Origin of the sequence: Micromonospora sp. CA-240977, assembly GCF_050942285.1 — a bacterium.
Classification (GTDB): Bacteria; Actinomycetota; Actinomycetes; order Mycobacteriales; family Micromonosporaceae; genus Micromonospora.
Genome location: NZ_CP192055.1, coordinates 1,636,755 through 1,662,726, shown reverse-complemented (window position 1 = coordinate 1,662,726; position 25,972 = coordinate 1,636,755). Strand labels below are relative to the sequence as shown.

General features: G+C 70.2%; 24 protein-coding genes. 7 read left to right on the top strand and 17 right to left on the bottom strand.

Annotated features, from left to right (window positions below; all coding sequences use genetic code 11):
- Positions 1-44: 44 nt before the first annotated feature.
- Positions 45-1,112 (top strand): NADH:flavin oxidoreductase/NADH oxidase, encoded by a 1,068-nt coding sequence (locus tag ACQPWW_RS07795; RefSeq protein ID WP_433130564.1) that lies wholly within the window; start codon positions 45-47, stop codon positions 1,110-1,112.
- A 44-nt stretch (positions 1,113-1,156) separates the two neighbouring features.
- On the opposite strand, the gene ACQPWW_RS07790 is transcribed toward ACQPWW_RS07795, so the two are convergent.
- On the bottom strand, positions 1,157-4,663 hold the full coding sequence (locus tag ACQPWW_RS07790) for an ATP-binding cassette domain-containing protein (RefSeq protein ID WP_433130562.1): 3,507 nt from the start codon (positions 4,661-4,663) through the stop codon (positions 1,157-1,159).
- 761 nt (positions 4,664-5,424) lie between these two features.
- Here ACQPWW_RS07790 and ACQPWW_RS07785 point away from each other — a divergent pair.
- On the top strand, positions 5,425-5,985 hold the full coding sequence (locus tag ACQPWW_RS07785) for a hypothetical protein (RefSeq protein ID WP_433130560.1): 561 nt from the start codon (positions 5,425-5,427) through the stop codon (positions 5,983-5,985).
- 285 nt (positions 5,986-6,270) lie between these two features.
- On the opposite strand, the gene ACQPWW_RS07780 is transcribed toward ACQPWW_RS07785, so the two are convergent.
- Together ACQPWW_RS07780 and ACQPWW_RS07775 are read right to left on the bottom strand one after the other, a co-directional pair.
- Positions 6,271-7,110 (bottom strand): GNAT family N-acetyltransferase, encoded by an 840-nt coding sequence (locus ACQPWW_RS07780; RefSeq protein WP_433130558.1) that lies wholly within the window; start codon positions 7,108-7,110, stop codon positions 6,271-6,273.
- Positions 7,040-8,380 carry an MFS transporter gene (locus tag ACQPWW_RS07775; RefSeq protein ID WP_433130556.1) on the bottom strand — a complete coding sequence of 447 codons (1,341 nt, stop codon included), beginning with the start codon at positions 8,378-8,380 and terminating at the stop codon, positions 7,040-7,042. The genes ACQPWW_RS07780 and ACQPWW_RS07775 overlap by 71 nt, the downstream gene beginning before the upstream one ends.
- 112 nt (positions 8,381-8,492) lie before the next feature.
- On the opposite strand from ACQPWW_RS07775, the gene ACQPWW_RS07770 reads away from it, so the two are divergent.
- Positions 8,493-9,074, top strand: coding sequence for a PadR family transcriptional regulator (locus ACQPWW_RS07770; protein ID WP_433130554.1), 582 nt, complete (start codon positions 8,493-8,495; stop codon positions 9,072-9,074).
- A gap of 130 nt (positions 9,075-9,204) precedes the next feature.
- Here the strand turns inward: ACQPWW_RS07770 and ispG are convergent, their stop codons facing one another.
- The 10 genes from ispG to ACQPWW_RS07720 all read right to left on the bottom strand — a co-directional run bounded on the left by ispG (position 9,205) and on the right by ACQPWW_RS07720 (position 16,619).
- On the bottom strand, positions 9,205-10,377 hold the full coding sequence (gene ispG, locus ACQPWW_RS07765) for a flavodoxin-dependent (E)-4-hydroxy-3-methylbut-2-enyl-diphosphate synthase (protein ID WP_433048905.1): 1,173 nt from the start codon (positions 10,375-10,377) through the stop codon (positions 9,205-9,207).
- 9 nt (positions 10,378-10,386) lie between these two features.
- Positions 10,387-11,637, bottom strand: coding sequence for a M50 family metallopeptidase (locus ACQPWW_RS07760; protein WP_433130552.1), 1,251 nt, complete (start codon positions 11,635-11,637; stop codon positions 10,387-10,389).
- Positions 11,637-12,848, bottom strand: a complete 1,212-nt coding sequence (dxr, locus tag ACQPWW_RS07755; RefSeq protein WP_433130549.1) for a 1-deoxy-D-xylulose-5-phosphate reductoisomerase — start codon at positions 12,846-12,848, stop codon at positions 11,637-11,639. Before dxr ends, ACQPWW_RS07760 begins: the two co-directional genes overlap by 1 nt.
- 43 nt (positions 12,849-12,891) lie before the next feature.
- Entirely contained in the window at positions 12,892-13,536 is a 645-nt protein-coding gene (locus ACQPWW_RS07750; protein ID WP_433130547.1) for a Uma2 family endonuclease, read from the bottom strand.
- Between the two features lie 178 nt (positions 13,537-13,714).
- Entirely contained in the window at positions 13,715-14,011 is a 297-nt protein-coding gene (locus tag ACQPWW_RS07745) for an Imm32 family immunity protein (protein ID WP_433130545.1), read from the bottom strand.
- 200 nt (positions 14,012-14,211) lie between these two features.
- The gene (locus ACQPWW_RS07740) at positions 14,212-14,658 is read right to left on the bottom strand and encodes an SMI1/KNR4 family protein (RefSeq protein WP_433130543.1); all 447 of its coding nucleotides are present in this window, start codon (positions 14,656-14,658) and stop codon (positions 14,212-14,214) included.
- Positions 14,659-14,661: 3 nt separating this feature from the next.
- Positions 14,662-14,883, bottom strand: a complete 222-nt coding sequence (locus ACQPWW_RS07735) for a deaminase domain-containing protein (protein ID WP_433134193.1) — start codon at positions 14,881-14,883, stop codon at positions 14,662-14,664.
- A 176-nt stretch (positions 14,884-15,059) separates the two neighbouring features.
- A complete protein-coding gene (locus ACQPWW_RS07730) occupies positions 15,060-15,476 on the bottom strand; it encodes a hypothetical protein (protein WP_433130541.1) in 417 nt (138 codons plus the stop codon).
- An 80-nt stretch (positions 15,477-15,556) separates the two neighbouring features.
- Entirely contained in the window at positions 15,557-15,748 is a 192-nt protein-coding gene (locus tag ACQPWW_RS07725; protein WP_433130539.1) for a DUF397 domain-containing protein, read from the bottom strand.
- A complete protein-coding gene (locus ACQPWW_RS07720) occupies positions 15,738-16,619 on the bottom strand; it encodes a helix-turn-helix domain-containing protein (RefSeq protein ID WP_433130537.1) in 882 nt (293 codons plus the stop codon). Before ACQPWW_RS07720 ends, ACQPWW_RS07725 begins: the two co-directional genes overlap by 11 nt.
- 136 nt (positions 16,620-16,755) lie before the next feature.
- On the opposite strand from ACQPWW_RS07720, the gene ACQPWW_RS07715 reads away from it, so the two are divergent.
- The 3 genes from ACQPWW_RS07715 (at position 16,756) to ACQPWW_RS07705 (ending at position 17,879) form a co-directional block, all read left to right on the top strand.
- Entirely contained in the window at positions 16,756-16,998 is a 243-nt protein-coding gene (locus tag ACQPWW_RS07715; protein ID WP_433130535.1) for a hypothetical protein, read from the top strand.
- A gap of 137 nt (positions 16,999-17,135) precedes the next feature.
- Complete coding sequence (locus ACQPWW_RS07710) at positions 17,136-17,321, top strand: hypothetical protein (RefSeq protein WP_433130532.1); 186 nt, start codon at positions 17,136-17,138, stop codon at positions 17,319-17,321.
- A 114-nt stretch (positions 17,322-17,435) separates the two neighbouring features.
- Positions 17,436-17,879, top strand: coding sequence for a hypothetical protein (locus ACQPWW_RS07705; RefSeq protein ID WP_433130531.1), 444 nt, complete (start codon positions 17,436-17,438; stop codon positions 17,877-17,879).
- Positions 17,880-18,174: 295 nt separating this feature from the next.
- Here the strand turns inward: ACQPWW_RS07705 and ACQPWW_RS07700 are convergent, their stop codons facing one another.
- Together ACQPWW_RS07700 and ACQPWW_RS07695 are read right to left on the bottom strand one after the other, a co-directional pair.
- Positions 18,175-22,143 carry a CARDB domain-containing protein gene (locus tag ACQPWW_RS07700; RefSeq protein ID WP_433130529.1) on the bottom strand — a complete coding sequence of 1,323 codons (3,969 nt, stop codon included), beginning with the start codon at positions 22,141-22,143 and terminating at the stop codon, positions 18,175-18,177.
- Positions 22,144-22,630: 487 nt separating this feature from the next.
- The gene (locus tag ACQPWW_RS07695; protein WP_433130527.1) at positions 22,631-23,182 is read right to left on the bottom strand and encodes a GNAT family N-acetyltransferase; all 552 of its coding nucleotides are present in this window, start codon (positions 23,180-23,182) and stop codon (positions 22,631-22,633) included.
- A 51-nt stretch (positions 23,183-23,233) separates the two neighbouring features.
- On the opposite strand from ACQPWW_RS07695, the gene ACQPWW_RS07690 reads away from it, so the two are divergent.
- Complete coding sequence (locus tag ACQPWW_RS07690) at positions 23,234-24,079, top strand: YhjD/YihY/BrkB family envelope integrity protein (protein WP_433130525.1); 846 nt, start codon at positions 23,234-23,236, stop codon at positions 24,077-24,079.
- 16 nt (positions 24,080-24,095) lie between these two features.
- On the opposite strand, the gene ACQPWW_RS07685 is transcribed toward ACQPWW_RS07690, so the two are convergent.
- Both ACQPWW_RS07685 and ACQPWW_RS07680 read right to left on the bottom strand, forming a co-directional pair.
- Positions 24,096-25,307 carry an ABC transporter permease gene (locus tag ACQPWW_RS07685; RefSeq protein ID WP_433130523.1) on the bottom strand — a complete coding sequence of 404 codons (1,212 nt, stop codon included), beginning with the start codon at positions 25,305-25,307 and terminating at the stop codon, positions 24,096-24,098.
- On the bottom strand, positions 25,304-25,963 hold the full coding sequence (locus tag ACQPWW_RS07680; RefSeq protein WP_433130521.1) for an ABC transporter ATP-binding protein: 660 nt from the start codon (positions 25,961-25,963) through the stop codon (positions 25,304-25,306). The genes ACQPWW_RS07685 and ACQPWW_RS07680 overlap by 4 nt, the downstream gene beginning before the upstream one ends.
- Positions 25,964-25,972 lie beyond the last annotated feature (9 nt).

Below are 25,972 nucleotides of genomic sequence, written 5' to 3'. Positions count from 1 at the left end.
CCTCCCCCAGGGGGCCTGTCGCCGTCTCCGAGAGGAAGACCCCCATGAGTTCCCTGTTCACCCCCCTGGCCCTGCGCGCCGTCACAGTGCCCAACCGGATCGCCATGGCGCCCATGTGTCAGTACTCCGCCGGCCCGGATGGTCTGCCCACCGACTGGCACCTGATCCACCTGGGCAGTCGCGCGGTCGGCGGCGCCGGTCTGGTGCTGACCGAGGCGACCGCCGTGCTCCCCGAGGGACGGATCAGCCCGCAGGACACCGGGCTGTGGTCCGGCGCGCACGTCGACGCGTGGCGACCGGTGACCGCGTTCGTCGCCGCCCACGGCGCGGTGCCGGCCGTGCAGCTCGCGCACGCCGGGTTCAAGGCCTCCACCTACCGGCCGTGGGCGCCGGGGCGCGGTGGCGTGCCGGACGCCGAGGGCGGCTGGACGCCCGTCGCGCCCGGTGCGGAGCCGTTCACCGCCGGCTACCGGACGCCGACCGCCCTCGACGAGGCCGGCATCCCCGGTGTGGTCGAGGCGTTCGCGGCCGGAGCCGAACGCGCGCTGGCCGCCGGCTTCGCCGCCGTGGAGATCCACGCCGCGCACGGTTACCTGCTCAGCGAGTTCCTCTCACCGCTGACCAACCACCGCACCGACGGCTACGGCGGCGACCGGACCGCCCGGATGCGACTCACCCTGGAGGTGGCTCGCGCGGTGCGCGCCGCGGTCGGCGAGAACGTGCCGGTGCTGACCCGGATCTCCGCCACCGACTGGGTCGAGGGCGGTTGGACGATCGAGGACAGCGTGGTGCTCGCCGGTGAGCTGGCCGGCGTCGGCGTCGACCTGGTCGACTGCTCCTCCGGAGGCGTCAGCACGCAGCAACGCATCCCGCTCGGCCCCGGCTACCAGGTGCCGCTTGCCGCCCAGATCCGCCGCGAGGCTGGCGTACCCACCGGCGCGGTGGGCCTGATCGTCGAGCCCGAGCACGCCGAGCAGATCATCGCGGGCGGCGAGGCCGACCTGGTACTGCTCGGCCGGGAGCTGCTGCGCGACCCGTACTGGCCGCGCCGGGCCGCCGCCAAGCTCGGCGTCGTCTACTCCGGGCCGGCGCAGTACGCCCGCGCGGCCTGACCCCACCGGAGGGGCGGCTGTCACGCCGGCAGCCGCCCCACCGTTCAGCCGGCCAGATGCGACCAGTCGCCCTCCAGGTCCTGCCAGCTGCCCTGGGCCGCCACCGTGCCACCGAGCAGCACCACCACGTGGTCGGCGCGGACCAGCGCGGCGCGCTTCGCGGTCGAGCCGACCACCGTCACCCCGTGTCCGCGCAACGCCTGCCACAACGCCAGCTCGGTGGTGACGTCCAGCGCCGAGGACACGTCGTCGGCGACCAACAGTTCGGTACGCGGTGCCAGCGCCCGAGCCAACGCCAACCGCTGCAACTGCCCGCCGGAGAGCCGGGTGCCCTTGTGCCCGATGAGCAGACCCAGCCCGCCGCCGGCGGCGGCGAGGTCGTGGTCGAGCTGGGCGGTGGTGACCGCGTCGGCCGCGTCCACCTGGTGCCCGAGCGCGATGTTGTCGGCGACAGTGCCGGACAGCACCCGGGGCAACTGGCCGACGTAGCCGACCTGGTTGGGGCGCAGGAACAGCTCCGGCTCGGTCACCGGGTCGCCGTTCCAGGCCAGCTCACCGGTGTGGTGCACGATCCCGGCCAGCGCCCGCAGCAGCGAGGACTTGCCGGACCCCACCGGCCCGACGACAAGCACCAACTGCCCCCGCTGCACTGTCAGATCCACGTTGCGGACGGCCACCGTGCCGTCGGAGTGCACCACCCCGAAACCGCGCAGCTCCAACCGTCGCAACGGATGCCGCGGCGCGGGCGTCGGCGCGGGCGCCGTCCCGGCGGCCAGGTCGACAGCGGAAACCCCCGCCGAGTACGTGCTCACTCCGGTCATCGCCACAGTGCGCCGCGTCCAGACCCGCGCCGACGGTAGCTGGGAGATCAACGAGGCGGTGGTCCAGGCGAACCAGCGCGCCGCGCCCAACGTGGAGACGGCCACCAGCACCGCCCCGGCGGAGAGCGAGCCGCTCAGGTAGAGCGCCCACGCGCCGATCGGCAACAGCCCGCTGGCCATCGACGGCGTGGAACGCGCCCACACCTGCACCGAGATCTCCCGCCGCTGCCGGTCGCTGCGCAGCACGTCCAGGCCCGCCAGGTGGCGCAGCACCGCCGTGGTCGCGCCGGCGAGCTTCACCGTCCGCGCCGCGGAGAGCGCGGAGACCAGCGCCGTGGCGAAGGCCGCCCGCGCCGCCACCGTCGCCCGGGCCGCTCTTTCGAGTCTCGGGCCGAACAGCGTCGCGGCCAGCCCGGAGACGACCATCGTGCCGAGGAAGAACAGCCCCGGTACGACGCTGCCGGTGACCGCCGTCATGGCGACCACCAGGACCAGCGCGACGGCCTGGTCCAGCACGTTGTCGGCGAGTTGGACCACCCGCTCGGTGTCGCCGCCCTGCGCCACGACCTCGGCCGGGGTGTGCGAGCTGACCCGGCGCGGCCCGGTCTGGCCGTGCACCAGGCGCAGGCCGATGCGCAGCATCTGCCGCACCCACCACTGCGGGAACCAGACGTGGGTGTAGTACGGCAGCGGCAGGGTGACAAGCAACCCGGCCACGATCCCGGCCGCCGGCAGGTACGGGTTGCCGGTCCCGTCGACCAGGTCGGCCCAGAGCCAGGGCAGCACCGGACCGTCCAGCCCCAGCAGGCTGAGCCCGAGGAACAATCCGATCGCGGCCATCCCGTACCGGGGATCGTTCAGGCACAGCCGGAAGATCTCCCGCAGCGTCCGGGCCGGCGGCACGGGCGGCAGCGGCGGTGGGTCGGCCCGCGCCGGCCCGACCTGCTCGACCGGCGCGGTGGTCGGCTCGCTCGGCCAGGCGTCCGACGGGTCGGGCCCGACCAGCAGGTCGGTGCCGGCGCCGGCCCGGCCGGCCGGTGCCACAGCGGCGTACGCGGCGGCGTGACTGGTCGCCAACAACTCGGCGAAACGCGTCGACGTCTCCAGTGGACCGGCCTCGACCACCGCGCCGTCGGCAAGCACCACCACCTCATCGCAGCGGCGCACCGAGGAGAGCCGGTGCGCGATGACGATGCCGATCCGGTCGCGCAACAGCCGTTCGGTGGCCCGCTGCACCCGCGCCTCGGTGACCGGATCGAGCCGCGCGGTGGCCTCGTCGAGGATCACCACGTGCGGGTCACGGACCAGGATCCGGGCGAACGCCACAAGCTGCTCCTGGCCGGCGGAGAGCACGTGCCCGCCCTCCCCCAGGCGGGTCGCCAACCCGTCCGGCAACTCGGCGATCCAGCCGGCCAGGCCCAACTCGTCAAGTGCCTTCGCGGCGGCGTCGAGCAGCTCCGGATCGTAGAGCGCGACGTTCTCGGCGAGAGTGCCGGCCAGGATCTCGGTGCGCTGCGGCACCAGCGCCACCCAGCGGCGCAACTGCTCGACGTCGAGGTCGCACAGGTCGGTGCCGCCGAGGAAGACAGTGCCCGACGGCACGTCGACCGCCCTGGTGAGCACCTTCGCCAACGTCGACTTGCCCGAACCGGTCCGCCCGATGAGCGCGTACGAGCGTCCGCGCGCGAAGGTGAGGCTGAGCCCGCGCAGCGCGGCCCCCCGGCCACCCTCGGGGCCGCTCACCTCGTACTCGAAGGTCAGGTCGCGGATGCGCAGGTCACCCTCGGTCGGGCTGGCGCCGCCGACGGGCTCCTGCCGAGCCCTGTGCAACAACTGCACCCGGGCCCACGCGCCGAGAGCCTCCTGGATCTCCGGCACCATCCGGCTGACGTGTTCGGCGGTGGCCCCGAAGGCCAGCGCGAGCAGCCAGATGGCGGTGAGTCGGGCGGCGTCGATCCGGTCGGTGGTCAACGCCCAGGCCCCGGCGAGCACCACCGCGCCGATGCCGGCCCGGATCGTCGCGGTGGCGGCCGCGGCCACCCGGGCGGACAACACCCAGACCAGGCCGCCCCGGGACAGCACGGCGGCGGCCCGCCGGGCGTAGAGCCGCAGCACGTACGGCCGGGCCAGGCTGGTGCGGACGTCGTCCTGGCCGTGCACCGCCTCCTCCATCACGGCCGCGAGGTCGGACCACGCCTCCTCCTCGCGCATCCGGGCCGGGGCGATCCGCGCTGTGGGCTTCCGCAGGCCGGCCGCAAGCAGCACAGTGAGCAGCAGCATCGCGACCCCGGCCGGCCACCACACGGCCAACGCCACGATCATCGACAACAGGCCGACGCAGAGGCCCTGGGCGAGCCGGATGCCCTGGTTCCGGATCGCCGACGCCACCTGGTAGACGTCCCCGTCGATCCGGTCGAGCAGCTCACCCACCGGGGTGGTCTCCAGGGTGGGCAGGTCCTGCCCGAGAGCGACCCGGCAGAGCCGGCGGCGCACGTCGGCGGACCAGTCGGCGGTCAGGCCGGCCATCAGCAGACTCACCGCGAGGTCGCTGAGCACCACCGCGACCAGCGCCGCGGCCAGCACGGCGAAGAAGCCGGCCGACCGGTGCACCAGCACCGCACCGGCCAGCGCCGAGGCGCCCGCCTGACCGGCGGCGCCGAGCACGACAAGGACGGCCACGATCGTCATCCGACGTGCCGAGGTGCCCCACAGATCACGGAGCAGGCGCATGGAAGTCCTCCGGGCGTGGGGGTGGCGGAGACTTCAGCCTGGCGGCGCCGACGCCCAGATTCAACCGAATTTCCGGCCCTGAGCAGGGCATCAGACCCCGCCGACCCCAATGATCGACTCAGCTTCCGCGAAGTCGCTGTGTCAACCCGTCCCGGATACCGCGATCTCCGCAAAGTCGAGTGGATCATGCCCAGTCTGGGCGGTCTGGGGCCGTTGTCAGGCGTTCCGGCGCGGGAGAGTCGGGCGTGTGCGCCGTTTGTCCGGTTTGGGGGATTCTGGCCTGTGGCCGGGTGCACCCGTGGGTCGGAATCATGGCCGGGCCGGGGTCGTTACATACCCTGACGATCGCAGCACCACCGGCTCGCCGCCCCGCCCGACGGGGTTGGAATGCGGGTCGCGGTCCGGTCGTTACAGTCCCCACGAACGACCACCCGGTCACCGCTTCCGCGAGGGTGCCGATGGATGGGCCGCCCCCGGAATGACCCCGGCCCGCCGGTCGTTACACCTGGACCCGGCACCACAGGCCCCCGCTCCACCGGCTCCGACCGTGGCACCGGAACCCGCCGCTCGCCGACCTTGGTGCGAGCCCCGGCTTGTGAGGTCGCCGCAATTTTGGGCGTCGTGAGCCTTTCGGTTTGCCGGTCGCCCACCCCTCCAGACTTTCCCCTGTTTTGTGCAGCGCCGGACGAGGTGCTCACACCCGTGCCGCCGACCCCCCGGTCAGTGGTTTGGGTGTTCCTACCCCCGAAGGAGCTACCCCCATGAACACGATCATGCGTAAGAGCGTCCTGTCCGTTGCGGGTCTCGCGTTCGCCGGTGGTGTGTTCGCCGGTCCGATCGCCGCCCACGCCAACCCGGTCGACACCAAGCCCGTCGCGGCCGCCGTGCAGAGCACCGCGCCGAAGCCGCAGGGCGACCAGTCCAAGATCACCCTGAACGATGAGCAGACCGCCAACGTGAAGGCGATCATCGCCGCGACGAAGAAGGCCGGCCTGCCCGAGCGGGCCGCGGTCATCTCGATCGCGACGAGCCTGCAGGAGTCGAAGCTGGAGAACCTGGGTCACCTGGGCGACAGCAACGACCACGACTCGCTGGGCCTGTTCCAACAGCGCCCGAGCTCGGGTTGGGGCACGCCGGAGCAGATCACCGACCCGGCCTACTCCACGACGGCGTTCCTCAAGGGCCTCAAGCAGGTCGACGGTTGGCAGGACATGCCGCTGACCGAGGCCGCGCAGACCGTGCAGGTGTCCGCCTACCCGGACGCGTACGCCCAGTGGGAGCAGCAGGCCACCGACCTCGTCGGCCAGCACTGGAACAGCTGACCCACCGCTGAACACCGACCGTTGGCCGGCACCCCACACCCCGGGGTGCCGGCCAGCGGCGTACCCGGCCAGGCCAGTGGGTTGCGGGGGACGCGACGCGTCGTCGGGCACCGGCACCCCGGCCTCCCACGGCGGTTCTTCGGAGATCTTGGACAGTTTCCGTCAGCGGCTAACGGAAACTGTCCAAGATCTGCCGGCGGAGTGGCGGGGCCACAGCGCGCGGCGCCGTCGCGGACGTCGCGTTCTTCGACACCGTCACCGCGGCCGTGCCCCACCAGCCAGCGGTCAGAAGAGAACGGTGGCGAGGGTGCCGATCGGCTGGAAGCCGCAGCGCTCGTAGACCCGGCGGGCCGGGAGGTTGAAGTCGTTGACGTACAGGCTGACAGTGGGGGCGACCCGCAGCAGCGCGTCGCGGACCACGGCCGCCATGGCGGCTGTCGCGATCCCCCGGCCCCGCCACTCCGGTGCCACCCAGACGCCCTGGACCTGCGCCGTCCGCTTGGTGACCACTGCCAGCTCGGCCTTGAATACGACCTTGCCGTCGACGAAGCGGGCGTACGCCCGACCGGAGCGGACCAGGTCGTTGACCCGTCGGCGGTAGCTGCGCCCGGCGTCCTCGGCCAGCGGGGAGACGCCGACCTCCTCGGTGTACATGGCCACCGCGGCCGGGAAGAGCCGATCGACCTCGCCGGAGCGGACCTGGCGTACCTCCGGGTCGGCCGGTACGGGTGGCAGGGCGTCGGTGGCCAGCAGTGGCTGGTTGGGGCGGACGTCTCGCGCTGGCCCCCAGGTGTCGGAGAGCCGGTCCCACAGCCCGAGCACGGCATCTGCTCGGCCGACGATGGAGGAGCAGAGCCGCTCCTCGCCGGCGAGCAGGTCGGCGAAGGCGGCCACCGCGGCGTCGGTCGCCAGCACTGGCGTGAGGTTGCCGCCGAGCCAGCACAGCGATTCCAGGTTGCGGCGCGCGCCGTACCCCAGGATTCTGCCCTCGGCCCGCCACCAGGAGAGCCCGCGCGCGGCGATCCGCTCGGCGACCTGCGCGCCCGCGAACGGGTCATGGTCGAGTAGACGCTCGACCGCGCGGCGCTCCGATTCCCCCAGTTGGCGTACCGGCACCGTCAGCACGACTACCAGCCTGCCAGATCGACCCCCCGCTCCGCCGGTCGAGTGGCAAGGCCGGCACCGGCTCGGCCGGTCCGCTGGTCGGCCGGGTCCGCCCGGCCCACCGAACGACCGGGGGCACCAGTCCCCCGAGCAGGAGAAACAGGGCACCGAGAACCAACCAGCCCGGTACGCCCCAGCCGAGGGCGAGGGTGGTCACCACCACCGGCGCGAGCATCTTGCCCAGTTCGTAGCCCATGCCGTACGTCCCCTGGTACTGCCCCTGGGCGTCCGCCGGCGCCAGCCCGAAGGAGATGCCCCAGCCGGCGGCGGAGTGCCACAGCTCCCCGGTCACGTGGGCGAGTGCCCCGACGCCGAGCAGGCCCACCGCGCCGGCGGTGGGCAGTGCGCCGCTGGCGGCGAAGAGGACGCAGGCCAGGGCGATGGCCACGCCCGCGCGACGGGCGGCGCGGGCGGCTCCGGGCAGGGTGGTGGCGTTCCGCGCGGCGCGGACCTGGAGGAGCACCACGAGCACGGTGTTGACAAGCGTCAACGCGGAGATCATCCAGATCGGCGCCCTGGTGTGCCCGGCGATCCACAGCGGCAGGGCGATGGTGAGCAGGCTGAAGTGCATGGACATCAGCCCGTCGACCAGGGTGAAGGCGAGGAACGGGCGGTCCCGCAGGGCGATCAGCCGAGGGCCGTGCGTCGGGGCGGCGACCGGGGCGACGCTGGGCAGGCCGAGGAAGATCGTCGCCGCGGCGAGGGATGCCCCCGCGGCGGTCAGGATCAGCGCGACGTAGCCGGTTCGGGTGTCGGCGGCGATGGCGAGGCCGCCGAGGACCGCGCCGACGGAGATCCCGACGTTGGTGGTGGCCCGCAGGTAGGCGCGTGTGCGTACCCGCTGGTCGGCGGGGATGGCTCCGGCGATCAGCGCGCCCCGGGCGCCGCGCTCGATCGCGTCGGCGAGCGCCGTGGCGGCGCCGACCAGCACGAAGGTGGGGAACGACCGCACGGCGATCAGACCGGTGGTCAGGGTGCCGGCGGCGAACAGCGCGCCGACCTGCACGCCACGTGGGCCGACGCGGTCGGCCAGGTAGCCGCTCGGGGTGCTGGCCAGGACGCCGACGAGCGCCGAGATGGTCAGGCCCACGCCCACCTGGGTGGGCGACAGGCCGACCGAGCGGGTGAGGAAGAGCGCGCTCGCGACGAGCCAGAGGCCCCGGCCGACGGTCTTGACCAGGGTGCCGATGGTGAGGACGCGGGCCGGGCCCGGCGGGGGAAGCACGCTCATGATCGAGACGGTAGCAAGACGTACGTACGGTTTGCAATCAGAGACTTGTCGGCGATGCATTGCCGATATATCGTTGATGCATCAGCGACAGTACGAGGAGAGGACGAACCCGATGCGGTTCCACCGACAGCACCACGCGATGCACGAGGCCCGGATGCGGGGATTCGGTTTTCCGCCGATCCCGCCCGGTCCGCACGAGCACGGACACGGCGGCCCCTGGGGCGGTCGAGGCCGTGGCCGAGGTCGGGGCCGACGCCCCAACGTCCGGGCGGCCGTGCTGGCTCTGCTCACCGAGCGGCCGATGCACGGCTACGAGATGATCCAGGAGATCGACTCCCGCACCGGCGGTGCGTGGCGGCCGAGTCCGGGCTCGATCTACCCCACCCTCCAGCTTCTGGAGGACGAGGGTGTGATCGTCGCCAGCACTGAGGAGTCCGGCGGCGGACGGAAGCGGTTCACCGTCACCGAGGCCGGCCAGGCCGAGGCCACCGAGGCCGCGCAGACCCCGGCGTGGGCGGACGTCGCCCAGGGCACCGTGAGCAGCTGGCACGACATCCGCGACTCCGGCGCGCAGGCGATGAACGCCCTGCGCCAGGTCATGATGAACGGCACCGACGACCAGCGTGAGCGGGCCGCCCAGGTGCTCGACGAGACCCGGCGCAAGCTGTACGCGATCCTCGCCGAATCCGAGTGACACGAGGCCGCACCCAGAAGGCGGCACCACAAACGCCCCGGCGAGACGGCACCGCAAACGCCCCGGCGCCGGCAGACACCACAAAAGCGGCCGTTCCCCGTGGGGAACGGCCGCTTTTACGAAGGGAAGATCAGTGCACGGTGACCGTCGGGCCGGTCACCAGCCCGCGCAGCTCCTCGGGAAGCTCGGCGCCCATCTCGTCGGCGATCCGCAGCGCCTCCTCGATCAGCGTCTCCACGATCTGCGCCTCGGGCACCGTCTTGACGACCTTGCCCTTGACGAAGATCTGGCCCTTGCCGTTGCCCGAGGCGACGCCGAGGTCGGCCTCGCGGGCCTCACCCGGACCGTTGACGACGCAGCCCATCACGGCGACCCGCAGCGGCACCGGCAGCCCTTCCAGGCCGGCGGTGACCTCCTCGGCGAGCTTGTAGACGTCCACCTGGGCCCGCCCGCAGGACGGGCAGGAGACGATCTCCAGGCCCCGCTCACGCAGGCCCAGCGACTCCAGGATCTGGTTGCCGACCTTGATCTCCTCGACCGGCGGGGCGGACAGCGACACCCGGATGGTGTCGCCGATCCCCTCGGCGAGCAGGGCGCCGAAGGCGACCGCCGATTTGATGGTGCCCTGGAAGGCCGGGCCGGCCTCGGTGACGCCCAGGTGCAGCGGGTAGTCGCACTGCTCGGCAAGCTGCCGGTACGCGCGGATCATCACGACCGGGTCGTTGTGCTTGACCGAGATCTTGATGTCGCGGAAGCCGTGCTCCTCGAACAGCGAGCACTCCCACAGCGCCGACTCGACGAGCGCCTCGGCGGTGGCCTTGCCGTACTTGGCCAGCAGCCGCTTGTCGAGGGAGCCCGCGTTGACGCCGATCCGGATCGGCGTACCGGCGGCGGAGGCCGCTGCCGCGATCTCCTTGACCTTGTCGTCGAACTGGCGGATGTTGCCCGGGTTGACCCGGACGGCCGCACAGCCGGCGTCGATCGCGGCGAAGACGTACTTGGGCTGGAAGTGGATGTCGGCGATCACCGGGATCTGCGACTTCTTGGCGATCGCGGGCAGCGCCTCGACGTCGTCCTGGGAGGGCACGGCCACCCGGACGATCTGGCAGCCGGACGCGGTCAGCTCGGCGATCTGCTGGAGCGTGGCGTTGACGTCGGAGGTGAGGGTCGTGGTCATCGACTGCACGGACACGGGTGCGCCGCCGCCGACCGGCACCGAACCGACCATGATCTGGCGGCTGGCCCGACGGGGGGCGAGCGGCGGGGGCGGCACGGCGGGCATACCGAGACTGATAGCGGTCACTTCAGGCACTCACCTTGAGAAGAGCGTGATGGGGTTGACCACGTCCGCGGCGATGGTCAGCAGCGTGAACGCGCCACCGATCAGGATCACCACGTACGTGAAGGGCATCAGTTTGAGGTAGTCCACCCGGCCGGGGTCGGCCCGACCGAACCGCGCGTAGACCCAGGAGCGGGCCCGTTCGAACCAGGCGATGGCGATGTGGCCGCCGTCCACCGGGAGCAGCGGCAGCAGGTTGAACACGCCGATGAAGAAGTTCAGCGACACGAAGAGCATGAAGAAGACCAGCCAGGCGTTGTTCTCCACCGCCTCGCCGCCGAGCCGGCTGGCGCCGACCACGCTGATCGGGGTGTCGACGTCCCGTTCGCCGCCGGTGAGGGCGGTCCAGAGGGCGGGGACCTTCTGCGGGAGGCGCTGCAGCGCCTGAGCGGTGCCGACGGCCAGGTCGCCGGTGAAGTCGGCGGTCGCGCCGAAGGCTCCGCCCGGGCCGTACGTCACCCGGGTGGGGGTGCTGGGGACGAGCCCGACGCCGAGCGCGGCCACCGGCGCGGCGGCGCCGGTCGGGTCGTCCAGCGGCGGACGCTGGGTCTGCGCGAGCACGGTGCTGGTGCTGCCCGGCTGCCCGTCACGGACGTACTGGATCTGCGCGGTCTCGCCCGGCTTGAGCGCGCGCAGGGTGGTGAGCAGGTCGCCGTAGTTGCCGATCGGGGTGCCGTTGATCGAGGTGATCCGGTCACCGTTGCGTAGCTGCGCCTGGGCCGCCGGGCTTGCCGCGTCGGTGGAGGTGCACGCCCGCACCGCGTTCTCCGGCACCACGCACTGGCTGAGCTGGATGACGGCAGGCTCCTTGCGGGCCTCCGTGTCGGTGGTGGGGAAGTCCGGGTTGGGCAGGCCGGCGGAGACGGCGAGGATCCAGATGGTGACCAGGGCGAGCGCGAAGTGGGTGATCGACCCGGCGGCCATCACGATCGTGCGCTTCCACACCGGGTAGCGCCACATCACCCGCGACTCGTCGCCCGGCTCGACGTCGTCGTCCTGCGGGGTCATGCCGACGATCTTGCAGAAGCCGCCGAGCGGGATGCCCTTGAGGCCGTACTCGGTCTCACCCCGCCGGAACGACCAGATGGTGGGGCCGAAACCGACGAAGAACTTGGTGACCTTCATCCCGAACGCCTTGGCGGTCACCATGTGACCCGCCTCGTGCAGGCTCACCGAGATGAGAATGGCCAGGGCGAAGAGGACCACCCCGAGCAGGTACGACATCAAGCTCCTTCCACCGAACCCGCGATGATCTCCTGCGCGTGCGCGCGTGCCCACGACTCGGCCGCGAGCACGTCCTCGACGGTACCTGGTTCGGCGAAGTCCGGAGCGTCCTCCAACACGCGTTCGAGGGTGTCGACGATCCCCAGGAACGGCAGCCGGCCGGCCACGAACGCCGCCACACACTCCTCGTTCGCCGCGTTGTAGATCGCCGGGCGGCTGCGCCCGGCCTCCCCGGCGGCCTTTGCCAGCGCGACGGCCGGGAACGCCACGTCGTCCAGCGGAGCGAACTCCCAGGTGTGCGCGGCCGTCCAGTCCACCGCCGTGGCCGCCTCCGGCACCCGGTCCGGCCAGCCGATGCCGAGCGCGATCGGCAGCCGCATGTCCGGTGGGCTGGCCTGGGCGATCGTCGACCCGTCGACGAACTCGACCATCGAGTGGATCACCGATTGCGGGTGCACCATCACTGTGATGTCGGCATACGGCACGTCGAACAGCTCGTGCGCCTCGATCACCTCCAGCGCCTTGTTGACCATGGTCGCCGAATTGATCGTGACGACCGGCCCCATGTTCCACGTCGGGTGCGCGAGGGCCTGCTCCGGTGTGACCTGCGTCAACTCGTCGCGGCGCCGGCCCCGGAACGGGCCCCCACTGGCCGTGACGATCAACCGCCGCACCTCGCCGCGCGCCCCGGACCGCAGGCACTGGGCCAGCGCCGAATGCTCCGAGTCGACCGGCACGATCTGCCCCGGCCGCGTCACCGCGGCCTTGACCAGCGGGCCGCCGGCCACCAGCGACTCCTTGTTGGCAAGCGCGAGGGTACGACCACCACGCAGCGCGGCCAGCGTAGGAGCGAGGCCCAGCGAGCCGACCACCCCGTTGAGCACGATGTCGCACGGCCACTGGGCCAGCTCGGTCATCGCGTCCGGCCCGGCCACGATCTTGGGAAGCTTGAAGTCGCCGGTGGCCCAGCCGCGCCGGCTCGCCTCGGCGTAGAACGCGAGTTGCAGGTCCTGCGCGGCGGACGCCTTGGCCACCCCGACCGCCTCGACGCCCAACTCCAGGGCCTGCGCGGCGAGCAGCTCGACGTTGCCGCCCCCGGCACCCACGGCGACCACCCGGAACCGGTCCGGGTTGCGCCGGACGATGTCGATGGCCTGCGTACCGATCGAACCGGTGGACCCGAGCAGGACGAGGTCGCGGGGGGAAGTCACGGGGCCATTCTCCCCCACCGTCACTGAACGCCCGCTGGGAGCCTCAGCCCTCGGCGTCGGGCTCCTCCGGCGGCGCTTCCTCGCCGAGCAGGTCGGCCGGATCGATGGAGAACTCGAACGGCTCCCGCATGACGAAGCGCGCCCCGGCCGCAGCGGCAGCCACCGGTCGGTACTCCCCCTCGGTCAGCTCGTACAGGGCGATCGTGGGGACCCGATTACGCAGGTCGACCCGGAGAAAAAAGGGGACGCCAGCGGCAGCGTACTCACGAGGGCGATCGATGATGTCCTTGCGCCGGTGCCGAGGAGAGACGATCTCCCCAAGGAGCACGGCGTGGCTGATGTCCATCGTCGTTCGACCGCCGCCCGGCGCATCGAGGATGACGATGTCCGGGATGAACAGGTCCTGGCCCGAGACGATGTTCGTCTCGAGGTAGAGCCACAGCTTGGCGTGGCGGGCTGCCTGCTTGAGGTGGAACGCGAGGTCCAGCTCCGCGTCCTGGTGGTCGTATCCGGCATGTGGTGTCACGATCACGCTTCCGCTCAGGACCTCAACCTTGGGGCCGTTGGTCTCCGGCAACAGGTCGAGGGCGAGCTGCGCGGTCCACGGCTCGTCATGCCACCGCAGCACGTCGAACGACGGCTCGGTGTGCTGCGGCGCCGGTTCGGGCGCGAACGCTGCCTGGGCCATCCGGTCTCACCCCCTCAGCGGACCATCCTGCTCAGGTCAGCCTAACCACCGCAGCCCCAGCTGCGCGTCATCGCACACCCGGTCCGACATGTCACCGTCCGCGAGGCGGCGAAAAGCCGGGAAGCGGCAGACCGAGTCGCACGGATCTGGATCGACGGCCAGACGTCGGAGGAAAACGCTACTCCAGTTCGATCCGGACCCCGAACGAACCTTCCTCGAACCAGCCGCAATAGTCGTCGAAGTCCAGGTGCGACCCGGCCGGCGCACTGGGCTGCGCGAGGGTGAGGAGGTGACGGGCGAGCGAGGTGAGCCCGGCCGCGTTGCCCGAGATGAGGATCGTCTTCGCCGTCGTCTCGAGCACCTCGATCCGCAGCACGGTGTCGTCATCCCAGTCGCTGATCAGGCCACGTCGGGCGTCGTACGGGATGACTCCGACGACGACGGGCTTCTTCGGCGGCTCGACGGGTTCGCTCACGGCTGGCATATCTGACACGGGTGCCACCCTTTCCCTCCGGTAGATAGACGTGATGGTTGCTCACGGGCCTACCACTGGGCACTCAAGGCCGATCGGGTTCCGATACATCTCTAAGTTGATGTGCGGGTTCTGAGTGGGTGCCGGGTGCCGGTCGGTCATGCGGACCTGGCGAAGGCCATCGGCGCTGAGGAAACCTGGTTCTATTTTACGCCGGGCTCGTCCGCGTAATGCGAGTTAAGAAACGCAGTGAAAGTCGGCCAGACGCGCAGTGGTGTCGAAACGGCTTCGGACCACAGAACAACTTCCGGATCAGCCGCCGAAATATCTGACATCCAATATGCAAGGTAGCCTTGATGCATCGCGAACACAATTTCTCCACCCCGTAGGGGAAGGAAGTCGGAGTTTTCATCAAAAAACTCGTCGGCCCATTCTCTCATCTGGAGCACGACTGGATAGAAAGCGTCCGTACCGCGGAGCAACCTACCCGCGCGCGCCCCCATGCGGGTGAGAAACTCTACGTATGCCGACGGAAGTCGAGGGACGCCCCAAGCGTCCTGGATCTCAGAAATCTGTTTTTCCGTAATACCGAGTACGTCGCCAGCCTTCTCCTGTCGAATTAACTCCGCCAATTCGGCAACCTTATACATGACTCAGTCCTCACCGGTTGCGACGTGCACCCTGATGCCCGGAAATTTTGCTTTGAACTGATCCATCACATCGCGGCAACTGGGACAAACGGTCCGCTCAGAATAGATATGTACGGTGCCGGTCGAGTTCGGGCTCAGACCTGCAGCAAGGTCTTCGAATAGAAAAACCTCAGAGTCGTACGCACGGGAGGGATTCGGCGGATCGAACTGTCTGGTAGCCGGCATGCCCACCTCTCCCGGGTTCACGTGTGCACCGCTCGTCGCAATACCGGTCGTCGGCGATTGCCCATCGATCGCTGAGGGATACCGATCAGAAGTCGCCATTGACGGCAACGATGACGGCAACGCCGCCGCACACCGACAGGCTTCGGCACACGAGGCGTCAAGCTGGTTACATTGCGTTACCCCTGGGTGGACTCGGAAAGCCCTGCGATCGCTCGCTTCCATTCGGACCGGTAGCGGTCCAGGGGGACGGCAAACCACCGCTCGTAAACGTCTTCCTCTCCATCCCCCTCGGCGATATACACGCGATCCTCAACCAGCCAGATAAGCAGACTCCAGCCTTGGTCTCGGTCCCAGAAGGGCTCCCGGAGCGAGCCACACGGGAAGTCGTCTGGACTCCACGAAATCATCTCATCGAGCCCATGGCTCCACCAAGGAAACGAGACAGAAATATCAATGGATGGAGCCCGGAAACGTAGACGCGTCTCAGAACCACTATAGGAAAGATCGACAGCAAAATCGCCGACCATTGGAAACTCCGCTAGGCTCAGCGCCTCAAGTCCCTCCATTTCGACACGTAACGGCGCCTGCTGCATCAGCGAATCTCCTAAGGTTGCGGCTCGGCATACGACATTCATCCTGATTCGTCAGCCTCCCGCCAGCGAGCCGACCTTGATCATTGCACGGGCTGGCTGACCACCGTGAACTCGACGAAGGCGGTCCAGGCCGACGGGGTGAAGGTCAACGCCGGCCCCTGCCGGTCCTTGCTGTCGCGTACGCCGATCGTCTCCGCGAACCCGGCCACCTCGACGCAGTTGCCTTCGCCGCCGGACCGGGTCGACGTGCGCCAGACTCCGTCACGCACCATTTGTCATCTCCTTCGCTATGGTCGCCATCAGCTCGCGGGACTCGTCGACGCCCAGCGCCCGCTCGCCGAGGGAGCGCCACGCGTCTTCGTAGATCTCGATCTCGTGGGTCTTGTCAAGGTAGACCGCGCCACACGGACCGTCCATGTAGATCGTCGTCGGCTCCGGCTCGCGCACCTCGGACGGGAAGTCGAGCATGGTGAAGGTGCCGGCCTGCGCCCAGCGCACCAGCCCCGCGTCGAGCGGCAACACCCGGATGCCGATGTTGTGCTGCCGCGACGACACCACGAGTGATTCCAGTTGCCGGGCCATCGCCGCACGGTCGCGCAGCGGGCGACGCAGCACCGTCTCGCTCAGGATGACGTCGAGACGCGGCGCGCGGGGCACCGCCCGAGCCAGCAGGCGTTGGCGGCGCAGCCGCACGTCGACCTTCGCCTGGCGTTGCTGGTCGCCCATCTGAGGGTGGTCGGTGCCGATCACCTCGGTCATGTACTCGACCGTCTGCAACAGCCCGGGGACGAGGTTCGCTTCGTAGTGGCGGATGCGCGTGGCGGCGGCTTCCAGGCCGACGTACAGCTTGAACCAGTCCTTGATCGCCTCGCCGTAGCTGTGCCACCAACCGTGCGCCTTGGTCTCGCGGGCCAGCGCCCGCATCGTCTCGATCGTCTCCGGGGACGCGCCGTAGACCCGGCACATGGCCGCCACGTCGTTCGGGTGCATGGGGACCTGGCCGGTCTCGTAACGCCAGATCCGGGGTGCCGACCATTCCAATTCCTTGGCCGCCGCGGTAACCGTCACATAGGCATTTTCGCGAAGCTCTCTCAGATATCTGCCGAGCTGCCTCCGTGGGACCGTGCTGCCAGAGTCGTCCACGTCATCTCCCTGGTTGTCGTCGCGTAAGACGCCTCGTCCCTTGGTCTGCATTCTGCCGCGAAAGATTGCGGTGGGCCAGCATCGGAATGACCCTCGTTGATGACCGGCGACCGCGAACGACAACCGAAGGACGGTCATGGAACCGACCGACGAACTGCCATTGCCGCCCTACGTGACCAAAGAGGACGTGGTGTTCGCGCTGCGGGCGGTCAGCGTGCACGCCGCCGTGCAGCGACCCGACGGCGAGCGCTGCCGCAAGGACGACGCTCGGCACCCGTGCCGGCTGCACCGCTGGGGCCGTCGCGTCCTCCACAGGCGCGGCCTGACCGACGGGCAGATCCAGACGTTGGTCGCTGGAGGAACGGTGATCCTGCCGTGAGCTTCGCGACCGGGGGCCACCCGTCACCACCACCGGTCCGAGCCACGAGCTTCAGCAACCGGTGGCCCCGATGACCGCGCCCCGCTGGATCATCCCCGACCACGCTGACCAGCCTCGACGAGGTCACCGCGCTGGCCGTGGCACTGCGCGACTCACTCGGTCACCTCGCCGTCGTCGACTTCGGCGAGACGACGCTCAGCGAGGAGGACGCGCAGTTCCTGCGTACCCGAGTGTTCTGTGACGCCCGGTTCGGCGGCGTCGGCCGGTGCCGGCGTCCCGACGCCCACGACGGCCCCTGCAGGCCGGCCCGCCACGGCGGGTGACCCGACGCCGACCATGACCGACCGGCATGATCATGCGGCTGATCGACCGATGGCCCGGAATGCCCTGCTCCGCGAGCATCGGCGGCGATCACGGTCAAACACGGAGGGGACCACATGAACCAGAAGCTTCAGGCGCGCGCGTTCGAGCGGGTGGCGTCGATCCTGCAACCCGGGGAGCAGCCGGTCACCGCGACCCGGGCGTTGGTCGGGAAGTTCTCGGCGGGTCGACTCGGGACGGTCGTCTCGCAAGGACTGATCACCGCCGGTGCCGGGGCGGTGGGCCACTCGCTGGCGCGGACCAAGAAGCAGTTCGTCGTCCTCACCGACCAGCGACTGATCTTCCTGCCGCAGACCTTCCTCGGCGGACCCGGCACCGGTGTACTCGGCGAGGTGCCCCGGGAACAGGTCGCGCTCGCCGAGGCGAAGATGGGCGTCGTGAGCCTGCTGCGCATCGCCTTCGGCGACGCGGGAGACGGTATCACCCTGACCTTCCCCCGGGTGGACAAGAAGAACGCCGAGGCCCTCGCGGCGGCCCTGGCGCCGGTGCCGACCGCCTGACCCGACCTGGACCCACGAGCAGCACGTGTAGATCTTGGACAGTTTCCGTTCCGACCGATCGGAAACTGTCCAAGATCTGCGGGACGGGCGACCGGCGGGTTTTTGCTCGGGTGAGCGGGCCACGGTAAGCGGGCCGAACGGCGGCCAGCGGGCCGCCGGTGTGGACGATGACCTGGTCAGCGGTGACCGAGAGGATCCGGCGGACCTGCCCGGCAACGCGACGAACCGGATGATGTGGCCACAGTCGGGGTGTCCGTGGCTTGCGGACACCCCGACTTCCTGGAAACCGTGTCGATCAGGGAGTGATGACGAACTGGGAGCCCGGCTGGATGACGATGTTGCCGTCGGCCGAGTTGGTGATCGTCACGTTTGTCAGGTTGGCGTTACCGCGCGCCCCGCCCATCGCGAGGATGCCGGCGCCGTTGTTGGATTTGTCGATCCGCACATTGGTGATGGCGACGTTCGGCATGTTGCCGCCGCCGTTCTTGAACTGGATGCCGTCGTACGTCGAATCGATGATGTCGGTGTCTCGGATGGTGACCCCGGTGATGTCCCGAGTGGCCGGGAAGAGGGTGATGGCACCGAACTCCTGGTCCTCGTTCCAGAACGCCCCGCCGGTCCGGTAGAGACCGTTGTTGGCGATCAACGTCGTGCCGGAGAACGGCAACGGGTCGTGGTCGGTCGCCAGCATGATGCCCGGGTAGTTCGCGGTGTCGTAGATCAGGTTGTTCTCGATCGAGTTGTCGTAGCCGCCGTAGATGGCGATGCCGTTCGCCCGCCACGGCAACTGGATGGTGTTGTTCACGAAGTGGTTGTCGTGGGCGATGTCGACGGTGCGGTCCTTCACGTACGGGTTGGCCCAGACGGCCAGGGCGTCGTCACCGGTGGTGCGGAAGGACGAGTTGAACACCCGTGAGTTACGGGTGCCGTTGCTGAAGTTGATGCCGTCGGCGTACGTGTCGCGGATGCGCATGCCGGTGAACTCCAGCCCGTCGGCCGGCCCCCACAGGTCGGGGATGTTGTCGTAGTCGCGACCCACCCAGACACCCACGTTGGCGTGCTCGATCCACACGTTGCTGATCTTCGTGCCGGTGCCGAAGCGACCGTTCAGACCGACGCCGCCCTCGGCGTTGCCGTCACCGCCGCGGATCCGGCCCGAGCCGAAGATGGCGATGTCGGAGATCTGGGTGTTCTTGTCGATGTCGAAGCCGAAGTTGCCCTCGTGCGGGTGGTTGATGCCGCCCACCACGTTCTGCGGCTCGGTGAGCGTGTAGAGCTGCGAGTGCCACATGCCGGCGCCCCGGATGGTGACGTTGCTGATGCCTACCTGGTTGTACATGCCCCGGTTCAGCGGGTCGTCGGTCAGGATCTTCTGCTCCTGCCGCCATTGCCCGGCGGGGATCCAGACGCAGCCGATGACACCGTTCTGGTCGTCGGTCACCGCCCGCTGGATGGCGGCGGTGTCGTCGAGCCCGTCGTTGGGGACCGCGCCGTACGCGGTGATCGAGGTGCAGCCGGCCGGCTGGCTCGCCGCCGGGGCCACCTGCTCCAGGTCGATCATGTCGATGACGTAGAACGAGGCGGAGTCACCCGAGTCGCGCTGCAACTTGAACCGGGTGCCGGCCGGGTACGACTGCGCCAGCAGCGCGTTCGACTCGTCGAAGAGCCGCCGGGCGTCGGCCTGCGGGGTGTTGGTCAGCGCCTCCGGCCCGTCGGTGTTGCCGTAGAGCCAGCTGTGCTTCGACGAAAGCGTCAACTTCCGGGAGAAGACGTCGTTGACGTAGAGGCTGATGGTCGCCTCGATGCCACCGCCACCCGGCGCGTCCGGGATGGAGTTGCGCACCACTATGGAGTTTGCCTGGTTGGCCGAGGTGAACTCGACGAACTGGCCGGTGCTGGTGAGCCGTACCGACTTGCGGCCCGAGGACTCGCTGGCGAAGTTGGTGTGGCCGAAGGTACGCAGCGGGTCGGCCTCCAGCAGCGTGCCCTGGTAACGGCCGGCCTCGGCCTCGTAGGAGACGTACGGGACGGCAGCGCCGCGCCCGACCACTATCGACTGGCTGAACGCGTTGTTTGTCTCGTTGGTCTCGGTGACCACGTTTGTGGCGTCGGCGGTGGCGGTGATGGTGGCGCCCCCGCTGGTGGCGGTCCAGCTGCCGGAGACGGCAACGGTGGCCGTCGCGCCAGCGGCGATCGAGGCGGTGTTGGTGTTGAGCGTGCTGCCGCCCACCACCAGACGGGTGACGGTGGTCGCGCCGGTCGCGGCGGTGCCCCGGTTGCGGACCGCCACGGTGAAGGTGACGGATGCCCCGACCGCCGGGTTCGGCGGGTTCGAGGCGATGCTGAGCACCTGGAGATCCGGCCCCGGGGCCTGCGCCACCACCAGCGGCGACGCCGCCGTGAAGCTGTTGTTGCCGTTGTTCTGCTCGACGATCGTGTTCGTCGGGTCCACCACCGCCGTGACGGCGTAACTGCCCATCGGGCGGGTGCCCGCGTTGACCGACACCGTGGTCGAGGCTCCGGCGGCGAGCGCGCCCACCGTGGCGCTGCCGACGACCGCGCCGGCCAGGCTGAGGTTGACAGTTGTCGCCCCGGCGGACGCCGAGCCGATGTTCTGCACCACGGCCGAGAGGGTGACGGCGCTGACCTCGCTGGGCGAGGCGGGCGACCAGGTCACCGAGTTGACCACCAGGTCCGGGTTGGGCGCGGGCGTGCCGCACACCTCGAGCTCGGCCACCTGTCCGGACGGGGCACCGGTGTTGCCGGTGAACCGCAACTGCACGTCCGCCGTGGTCGCGCTGACCGGGATGGTCACCACGTTGACGCCCTGGACGAACTGGTAACTCGCCGCCGACACCAGACTGGTGTACGAGGACGACGCCTGGTCGCGGCCGAGGACCTGGATGGTCTGGGTACGGGTGCCCCAGGCTGAATCCGGGTTGAGCTTCACTGTGACGCCGGAGATCGAGTGGTTCGCGCCGAGCGCCACTGTCAGGTTCTGCGGGTAGCTCGCCGCGCCCTCCCAGTAGGTGCCGAGCTGCCCGTCGTTCGCCTTGTCCGGGGTGAAGCTGAAGGTGGAGCCGCTCGCGGTCATGCTCTTGCCCTGCGCCACGTTGGTGCAGGCGGGCGGGTTGCTGCCGGTCCGGGTGACGGTGTTGCTGGTGCCGGACAGGTTGCCCGCGCCGTCGCGGGCGCGGACGTAGTACGACACGGTCGCCGTCGCCGGCTGGGTGTCCTGATAGGTCAGGACGGCGCCCAGCGTCGCGATCAGGTTGCCGCCGCGGTAGACGTTGTAGCCGGCCAGGCCGCTGCCACCGGAGTCGGTCGACGCGCCCCAGGTGAGCGTGATCGTGCTGCCCGACGTGCTCTGCGACAGCGTCCCCGGGGTGCTCGGCGCGGTGGTGTCACCGCTGCCGGTGCGGGTCACCGTGTTGCTGTTGCCGGAGAGGTTGCCGGCGGCGTCGCGGGCCCGGACGTAGTACGACACGGTCGCCGTGGCCGGCTGGGTGTCGTTGAAGGTGGTCACGTTGCCGACGGACTGGAGGAACGCGCCGTTGCGGTAGACGTCGTAACCGGCGATGCCGCTGCCGCCCGCGTTGTCGGTGGACGCGACCCAGTTGAGGCTGATGGTGGTGCCCGACTGGGTGTACGAGAGATTGCCCGGAACGCCCGGCGCGGTGGTGTCCGGGGTGGTGCCGCCGCTGCCGTACACCTCCAGCTCGGAGAGCTGGCCGGCCGGCCAGCCGCTGTTGGCGGTGATGGTGATCCGGACGTGGCGGGTGGCGGCGGAGCTGAAGTTGATCGTGACCGTGTTGCCGCTCGCCGGGTTGAACGTGTACGTCTGCGACCCGACCAGGTCGGTGAAGGACGAACCGTCGGCGCTGCCCCGCACGCTCAACGTCTGCGTCCGGGTCCCCCAACCGGAGGTCGGCAGCTTCAGTACGACCTGGTTGACGCTCTGCGACGAGCCGAGATCGACCTGCACCCACTGCGGGAAGGCGTTGTTGACGCTCTCCCAGTAGCTGCCCGCGTTGCCGTCGACGACCTTCGACGAGTCGTACACGTCGGCGTGGCCGCTCTCCTGGGTGGGGCGGCCCTGGGCGAGGTTGGTGGCCGCCGCGGCGAAGCCGCTGCCCGGTGCGGCTGCCGTCTCGACGGGGCGGGTGGCGCTGGCCGGGTTCGCCAGGGCCGTCGAGCCTGCCGTGGCGATCATGGCGGCCGCGGCTGTCGCCGCCACCATCCTGAACAGATTCGTTCGTCTCATCACTGTCCTGTCGTTGGGGGACGGCACCACAGGTGGCGTGACCACGCGGTGAGGGCGTGCGGGGGTGCGGAGGTGATGGATTCGGGGACGCCGGGTGCGGGGGCACCACGAGAGCAGCTAGCGGAGTTTTCCAAGCCCATGCAAGAAAAGCTGCACGTCTTTGTCCAAATCTTGCATCACTTTGGCCAAAGGTTACTGACGTGCTACGGGAGCGTCAACACTTCGACGACCGTGACTATTTACGACCTTGGTCGCGCGGCGACCGGTCGTTCCACGAGCCGGCGCGGCCAGCCGTCGTGGGGCGCGAGGGCCGAGACCAGGACGGACCAGGGCGAAGAAGGGCCAAGGCACCAGGAGCGAGCCGGGCCAGGGCACGAGGAGCAGGCCAGAGCGGGCCGATCCAGGGCACGAGGAGCCGGGGCAGGGCGCGACGGCCGGGCCCCGGCATCCCGTACGCGGATCCAGGTCATCCGCCTCCGGCGGGCGATCAGTCGTTCGGCGCGGTCAGGACGAACGTCTCCAACAACTCGCCGCCGTACCAGTCGGTGCGCTGACCCACATGGGTCATGCCCAGCCGCCGAGCGACGGCCATCGACGGCTCGTTGCCCGGCGACACGAGCGCGTAGATCTGCGGGGTGCCGGTGGTGAACTCCCGCGCCAGCAGCGCTCGGGCCGCCTCGGTGGCGTAGCCGTGACCCCACGAATCCGGGTGCAGGTGCCAGCCCGTCTCGATGTCCCCGGTGAGCTGCGTCTCCGGCGTTCCCGGCAGCGGCTTGAGCAACGCCGTGCCCGCCACCACGCCGGTCTCGCGTACCTCGATCGCCCAGGTGCCGTACCGGCCGCCGTCGTTGGCGTGCCGGTCCTGCCAGATCCGCAGCCGCTCGACGGCCTGGGCCGGGTCGGTCATCGGCAGGCCCGGCGACACCCCCAGCCAACGGGTGATCTCGGGACGGGAGTAGATGTCGTAGATCCGGGCCAGGTCGGCCGGATCGTCGGTCCAATCGCGCAGGATGAGACGTTCGGTGGTGAGAACAGTCATGACAGGCGATCTTAAGGAGTGGCGGACCCGAGGAGCGGGAAAGGGATCACGATGGGCAGCGGTTGGCAGCGGACGAAGCGGATCACCGGCGCCGCGTTCCGTCCGATGCGCGGACGGGACCTGTCGCTGCACGCCGCCGCGATCACCTTCTACGGCGCGATCGCGGTGGTGCCGGTCGCCCTGCTCGCGATCTGGCTCACCGCGCTGGTGGCCGGGGCCGACCGGGTGCGCCGGCTCACCTCGTACGCCGTGGACGCCCTGCCCACGGCGATCGGCGCGCCACGGGCGGTGGACGCGCTGGTCGGCGCCGGGGTGGAGTTGACCCCGCTGCTGGCACTGGCCTCGCTCCTGCCCGCGTCGCTGTACGGAGAGGGTCTGCGCCGGGCGTTCGTCTCGGTTGCCGCACCCCGCTCCGACGAGCACCTGATCGGCTGGCGGGGCCGGCTACTGCTGCTGCCCCTGCTCGCGCCGGCCCCCGCCCTGCTGCTGTCCATTCTGCTGGCGCTGCCGCTCACCACCCGTCTCGTCCGCCAGGGCGGTTGGTCCGGTGTGCTCGGCGTGGTGCTGTCGTTCCTCGCTGTCTGGTTGGTGCTCACGCCCGTCCTGGTGTGGGTGTTCCGGGTGGTCGGGCCGGCCTCACCGGACTGGCTCTCCACCCTCGCGATCGGGTCGTTCACCGCGGCGAACCTCTCCGGTTTCCTGCACGGTTTCGTGCTCTTCGCCTCGCTCCCGCTGGACCTGGGCGTGCCGTTCGGCGGCTTCGACGAAATCGGCGCCGGCGTGGCCGTGCTCCTCTGGCTCTACGTGTTCCACGTGCTCGTTTTGGCCGGCTACTCCGCCACCCTGGCCCTCTCCCGCTGGCGCACCTCCCGCATCCCCACCCCCGAGGCCGGGTGAGGGTGCGGGCTGGGGGTCAGGGGGTGGAGAGGGCTTCGGTGGGGGTCAGGCGGGCGGCTCGGATGGACGGGTAGACGCCGGCCACCACGCCCACGAGCAGCGCGCCGGCGACTCCGCCGAGCACCGCGGTCACCGGGATCGTCGGCGGCCAGCCCTGGTAGCTGGCGTAACCGATCGTCGCGAGCAGCCCGAGGGCCGCTCCGGCCGTGCCGCCCAGCGCGGAGAGCAGCACCGACTCGGTGAGGAACTGCACCCGGATCTGGCCACGGTTCGCGCCGAGCGCCCGCCGCAGGCCGATCTCCCGACGGCGCTCCAGCACCGAGATGACCATCGTGTTGGCCACCCCGATCCCACCGACCAGCAGGGCGACCGCCGCCAGCCCGAGGAACAGCGCGGAGAAGCTGCTCTCGGTGGCCCGCTTGGCGGCGAGCGCGTCGGAGGGGCGGCTGACCTGCACCAGCCCGGGAAGCTGCGGGTTGAGGGTGGCCGGCAGCACCGCCCGGACGTCCTCCAACGCGTCCTCCCTGGCCCGCAGGTAGACGACGGTGGGATGGCCGTCGAAGCCGAGCATGGCCGTGGCGGCCTCCCACCCGACGAGCACCGAACGGTCGAGATCCGGGGAGAGCGGCAACGGGTCCAGAATGCCGATCACGGTGAACCAACGAGCACCGATGAACACCTGGGGCGGCTGCCCCGGATCCACAGTGTCGAACCCGAGCCGGCTCGCCGCTACGTAACCGAGGACGGCGGTCGGAAGCCCCGCCGTGCCCGCGTCGAGGGGCCGGCCGCTGCGGACCCGGCCGTTTACCGTCTCCAACAGGCCGGGACGGGACGCGAGCACGCTGAGCCCGGCGGTGTCGTACCGGTCCACCAGGTCGTTGCGGCGTACCCCGGTGTGGGTGTTCGCGACAGCGCTCGCGGACAGGACCGGGCCGATCCGCTTCGCCATGGCGTCGGCGTCCCCGGGCAGCAGCACCTGTGGATTCTGGTCCGGTACCGGCTCGGCGCGCAGCAGGTTCGTGCCGAGGGCGGAGAGCTGGTTCATCAGGTCATGTTGGCTGGACGCCGGGATACCCACCACGACGACGAGCGTGGCGATGCCGATGGAGATGCCCAGGGCGGAGAGGACCGCCCGCATCCGGCGGGTGGTGATCCCGAGCAGACCGAGCCGGAGTACGTCGGCGGGGGCGAGCCGAGCCGGTCGGCCACCGCCCGGGGCGGCGTTCACTCCCGGCTCCCGACACCGGTGTCGGAGACGACCCGGCCGTCGCGGATCTCCAGCTGACGAGGGGTACGGGCGGCGAGATCACGATCGTGGGTGATCACGGCGATGGTGGTTCCTTCCGCGTTCAGATCCGTGAGCAGCGTCAGGACCGCCTCCCCGTTGACCGTGTCGAGGGCGCCGGTCGGCTCGTCGGCCAGCACCAGCGCCGGCTCGTTGACGAGCGCCCGCGCTATCGCCACCCGCTGCCGCTCCCCGCCGGAGAGCTGGTTCGGCAGGTGGCCGACCCGGTGCGCCAGGCCGACCCGGGCCAACGCCTCGACAGCGGTACGGCGGCGGCGACGGCGGGGCACCCCGGCGTAGAGCAGGCCGGTGGCGACGTTCTCGGCGGCGTCCAGCCCGTCGGTGAGGTGGAACTGCTGGAAGACGAAACCGAGCCACCGGCCCCGCAGCGCGGAGAGCCGACGGTCGGACAGCGCGGTGACCTCCTGCCCGGCGACGCGGACGCGACCGCTGGTCGGCAGGTCGAGGGTGCCCATGATGTTCAGCAGTGTGGACTTGCCGGACCCGGACGGCCCGACGATGGCGAGCAGTTCGCCGGCGCGGACGGTCAGGGAGACGTCGTCCAACGCGGTCACTCCGCCCGGGTACGTCCGACTCACCCGTTCGAC

What these genes read in the sequence shown, in the direction of transcription:
- ACQPWW_RS07705 (WP_433130531.1), top strand. Translation starts at nt 17,436, where the DNA reads ATGAACCAGAAGCTTCAGGCGCGCGCGTTCGAGCGGGTGGCGTCGATC.
- ACQPWW_RS07725 (WP_433130539.1), bottom strand. Translation starts at nt 15,748, where the DNA reads ATGGTGCGTGACGGAGTCTGGCGCACGTCGACCCGGTCCGGCGGCGAA.
- ACQPWW_RS07730 (WP_433130541.1), bottom strand. Translation starts at nt 15,476, where the DNA reads ATGCAGCAGGCGCCGTTACGTGTCGAAATGGAGGGACTTGAGGCGCTG.
- ACQPWW_RS07795 (WP_433130564.1), top strand. Translation starts at nt 45, where the DNA reads ATGAGTTCCCTGTTCACCCCCCTGGCCCTGCGCGCCGTCACAGTGCCC.
- ACQPWW_RS07715 (WP_433130535.1), top strand. Translation starts at nt 16,756, where the DNA reads ATGGAACCGACCGACGAACTGCCATTGCCGCCCTACGTGACCAAAGAG.
- ACQPWW_RS07785 (WP_433130560.1), top strand. Translation starts at nt 5,425, where the DNA reads ATGAACACGATCATGCGTAAGAGCGTCCTGTCCGTTGCGGGTCTCGCG.
- ACQPWW_RS07775 (WP_433130556.1), bottom strand. Translation starts at nt 8,380, where the DNA reads ATGAGCGTGCTTCCCCCGCCGGGCCCGGCCCGCGTCCTCACCATCGGC.
- ACQPWW_RS07695 (WP_433130527.1), bottom strand. Translation starts at nt 23,182, where the DNA reads ATGACTGTTCTCACCACCGAACGTCTCATCCTGCGCGATTGGACCGAC.
- ACQPWW_RS07770 (WP_433130554.1), top strand. Translation starts at nt 8,493, where the DNA reads ATGCGGTTCCACCGACAGCACCACGCGATGCACGAGGCCCGGATGCGG.
- ACQPWW_RS07750 (WP_433130547.1), bottom strand. Translation starts at nt 13,536, where the DNA reads ATGGCCCAGGCAGCGTTCGCGCCCGAACCGGCGCCGCAGCACACCGAG.
- ACQPWW_RS07740 (WP_433130543.1), bottom strand. Translation starts at nt 14,658, where the DNA reads ATGTATAAGGTTGCCGAATTGGCGGAGTTAATTCGACAGGAGAAGGCT.
- ACQPWW_RS07700 (WP_433130529.1), bottom strand. Translation starts at nt 22,143, where the DNA reads ATGAGACGAACGAATCTGTTCAGGATGGTGGCGGCGACAGCCGCGGCC.
- ACQPWW_RS07735 (WP_433134193.1), bottom strand. Translation starts at nt 14,883, where the DNA reads ATGCCGGCTACCAGACAGTTCGATCCGCCGAATCCCTCCCGTGCGTAC.
- ACQPWW_RS07760 (WP_433130552.1), bottom strand. Translation starts at nt 11,637, where the DNA reads ATGTCGTACCTGCTCGGGGTGGTCCTCTTCGCCCTGGCCATTCTCATC.
- ACQPWW_RS07790 (WP_433130562.1), bottom strand. Translation starts at nt 4,663, where the DNA reads ATGCGCCTGCTCCGTGATCTGTGGGGCACCTCGGCACGTCGGATGACG.
- ACQPWW_RS07690 (WP_433130525.1), top strand. Translation starts at nt 23,234, where the DNA reads ATGGGCAGCGGTTGGCAGCGGACGAAGCGGATCACCGGCGCCGCGTTC.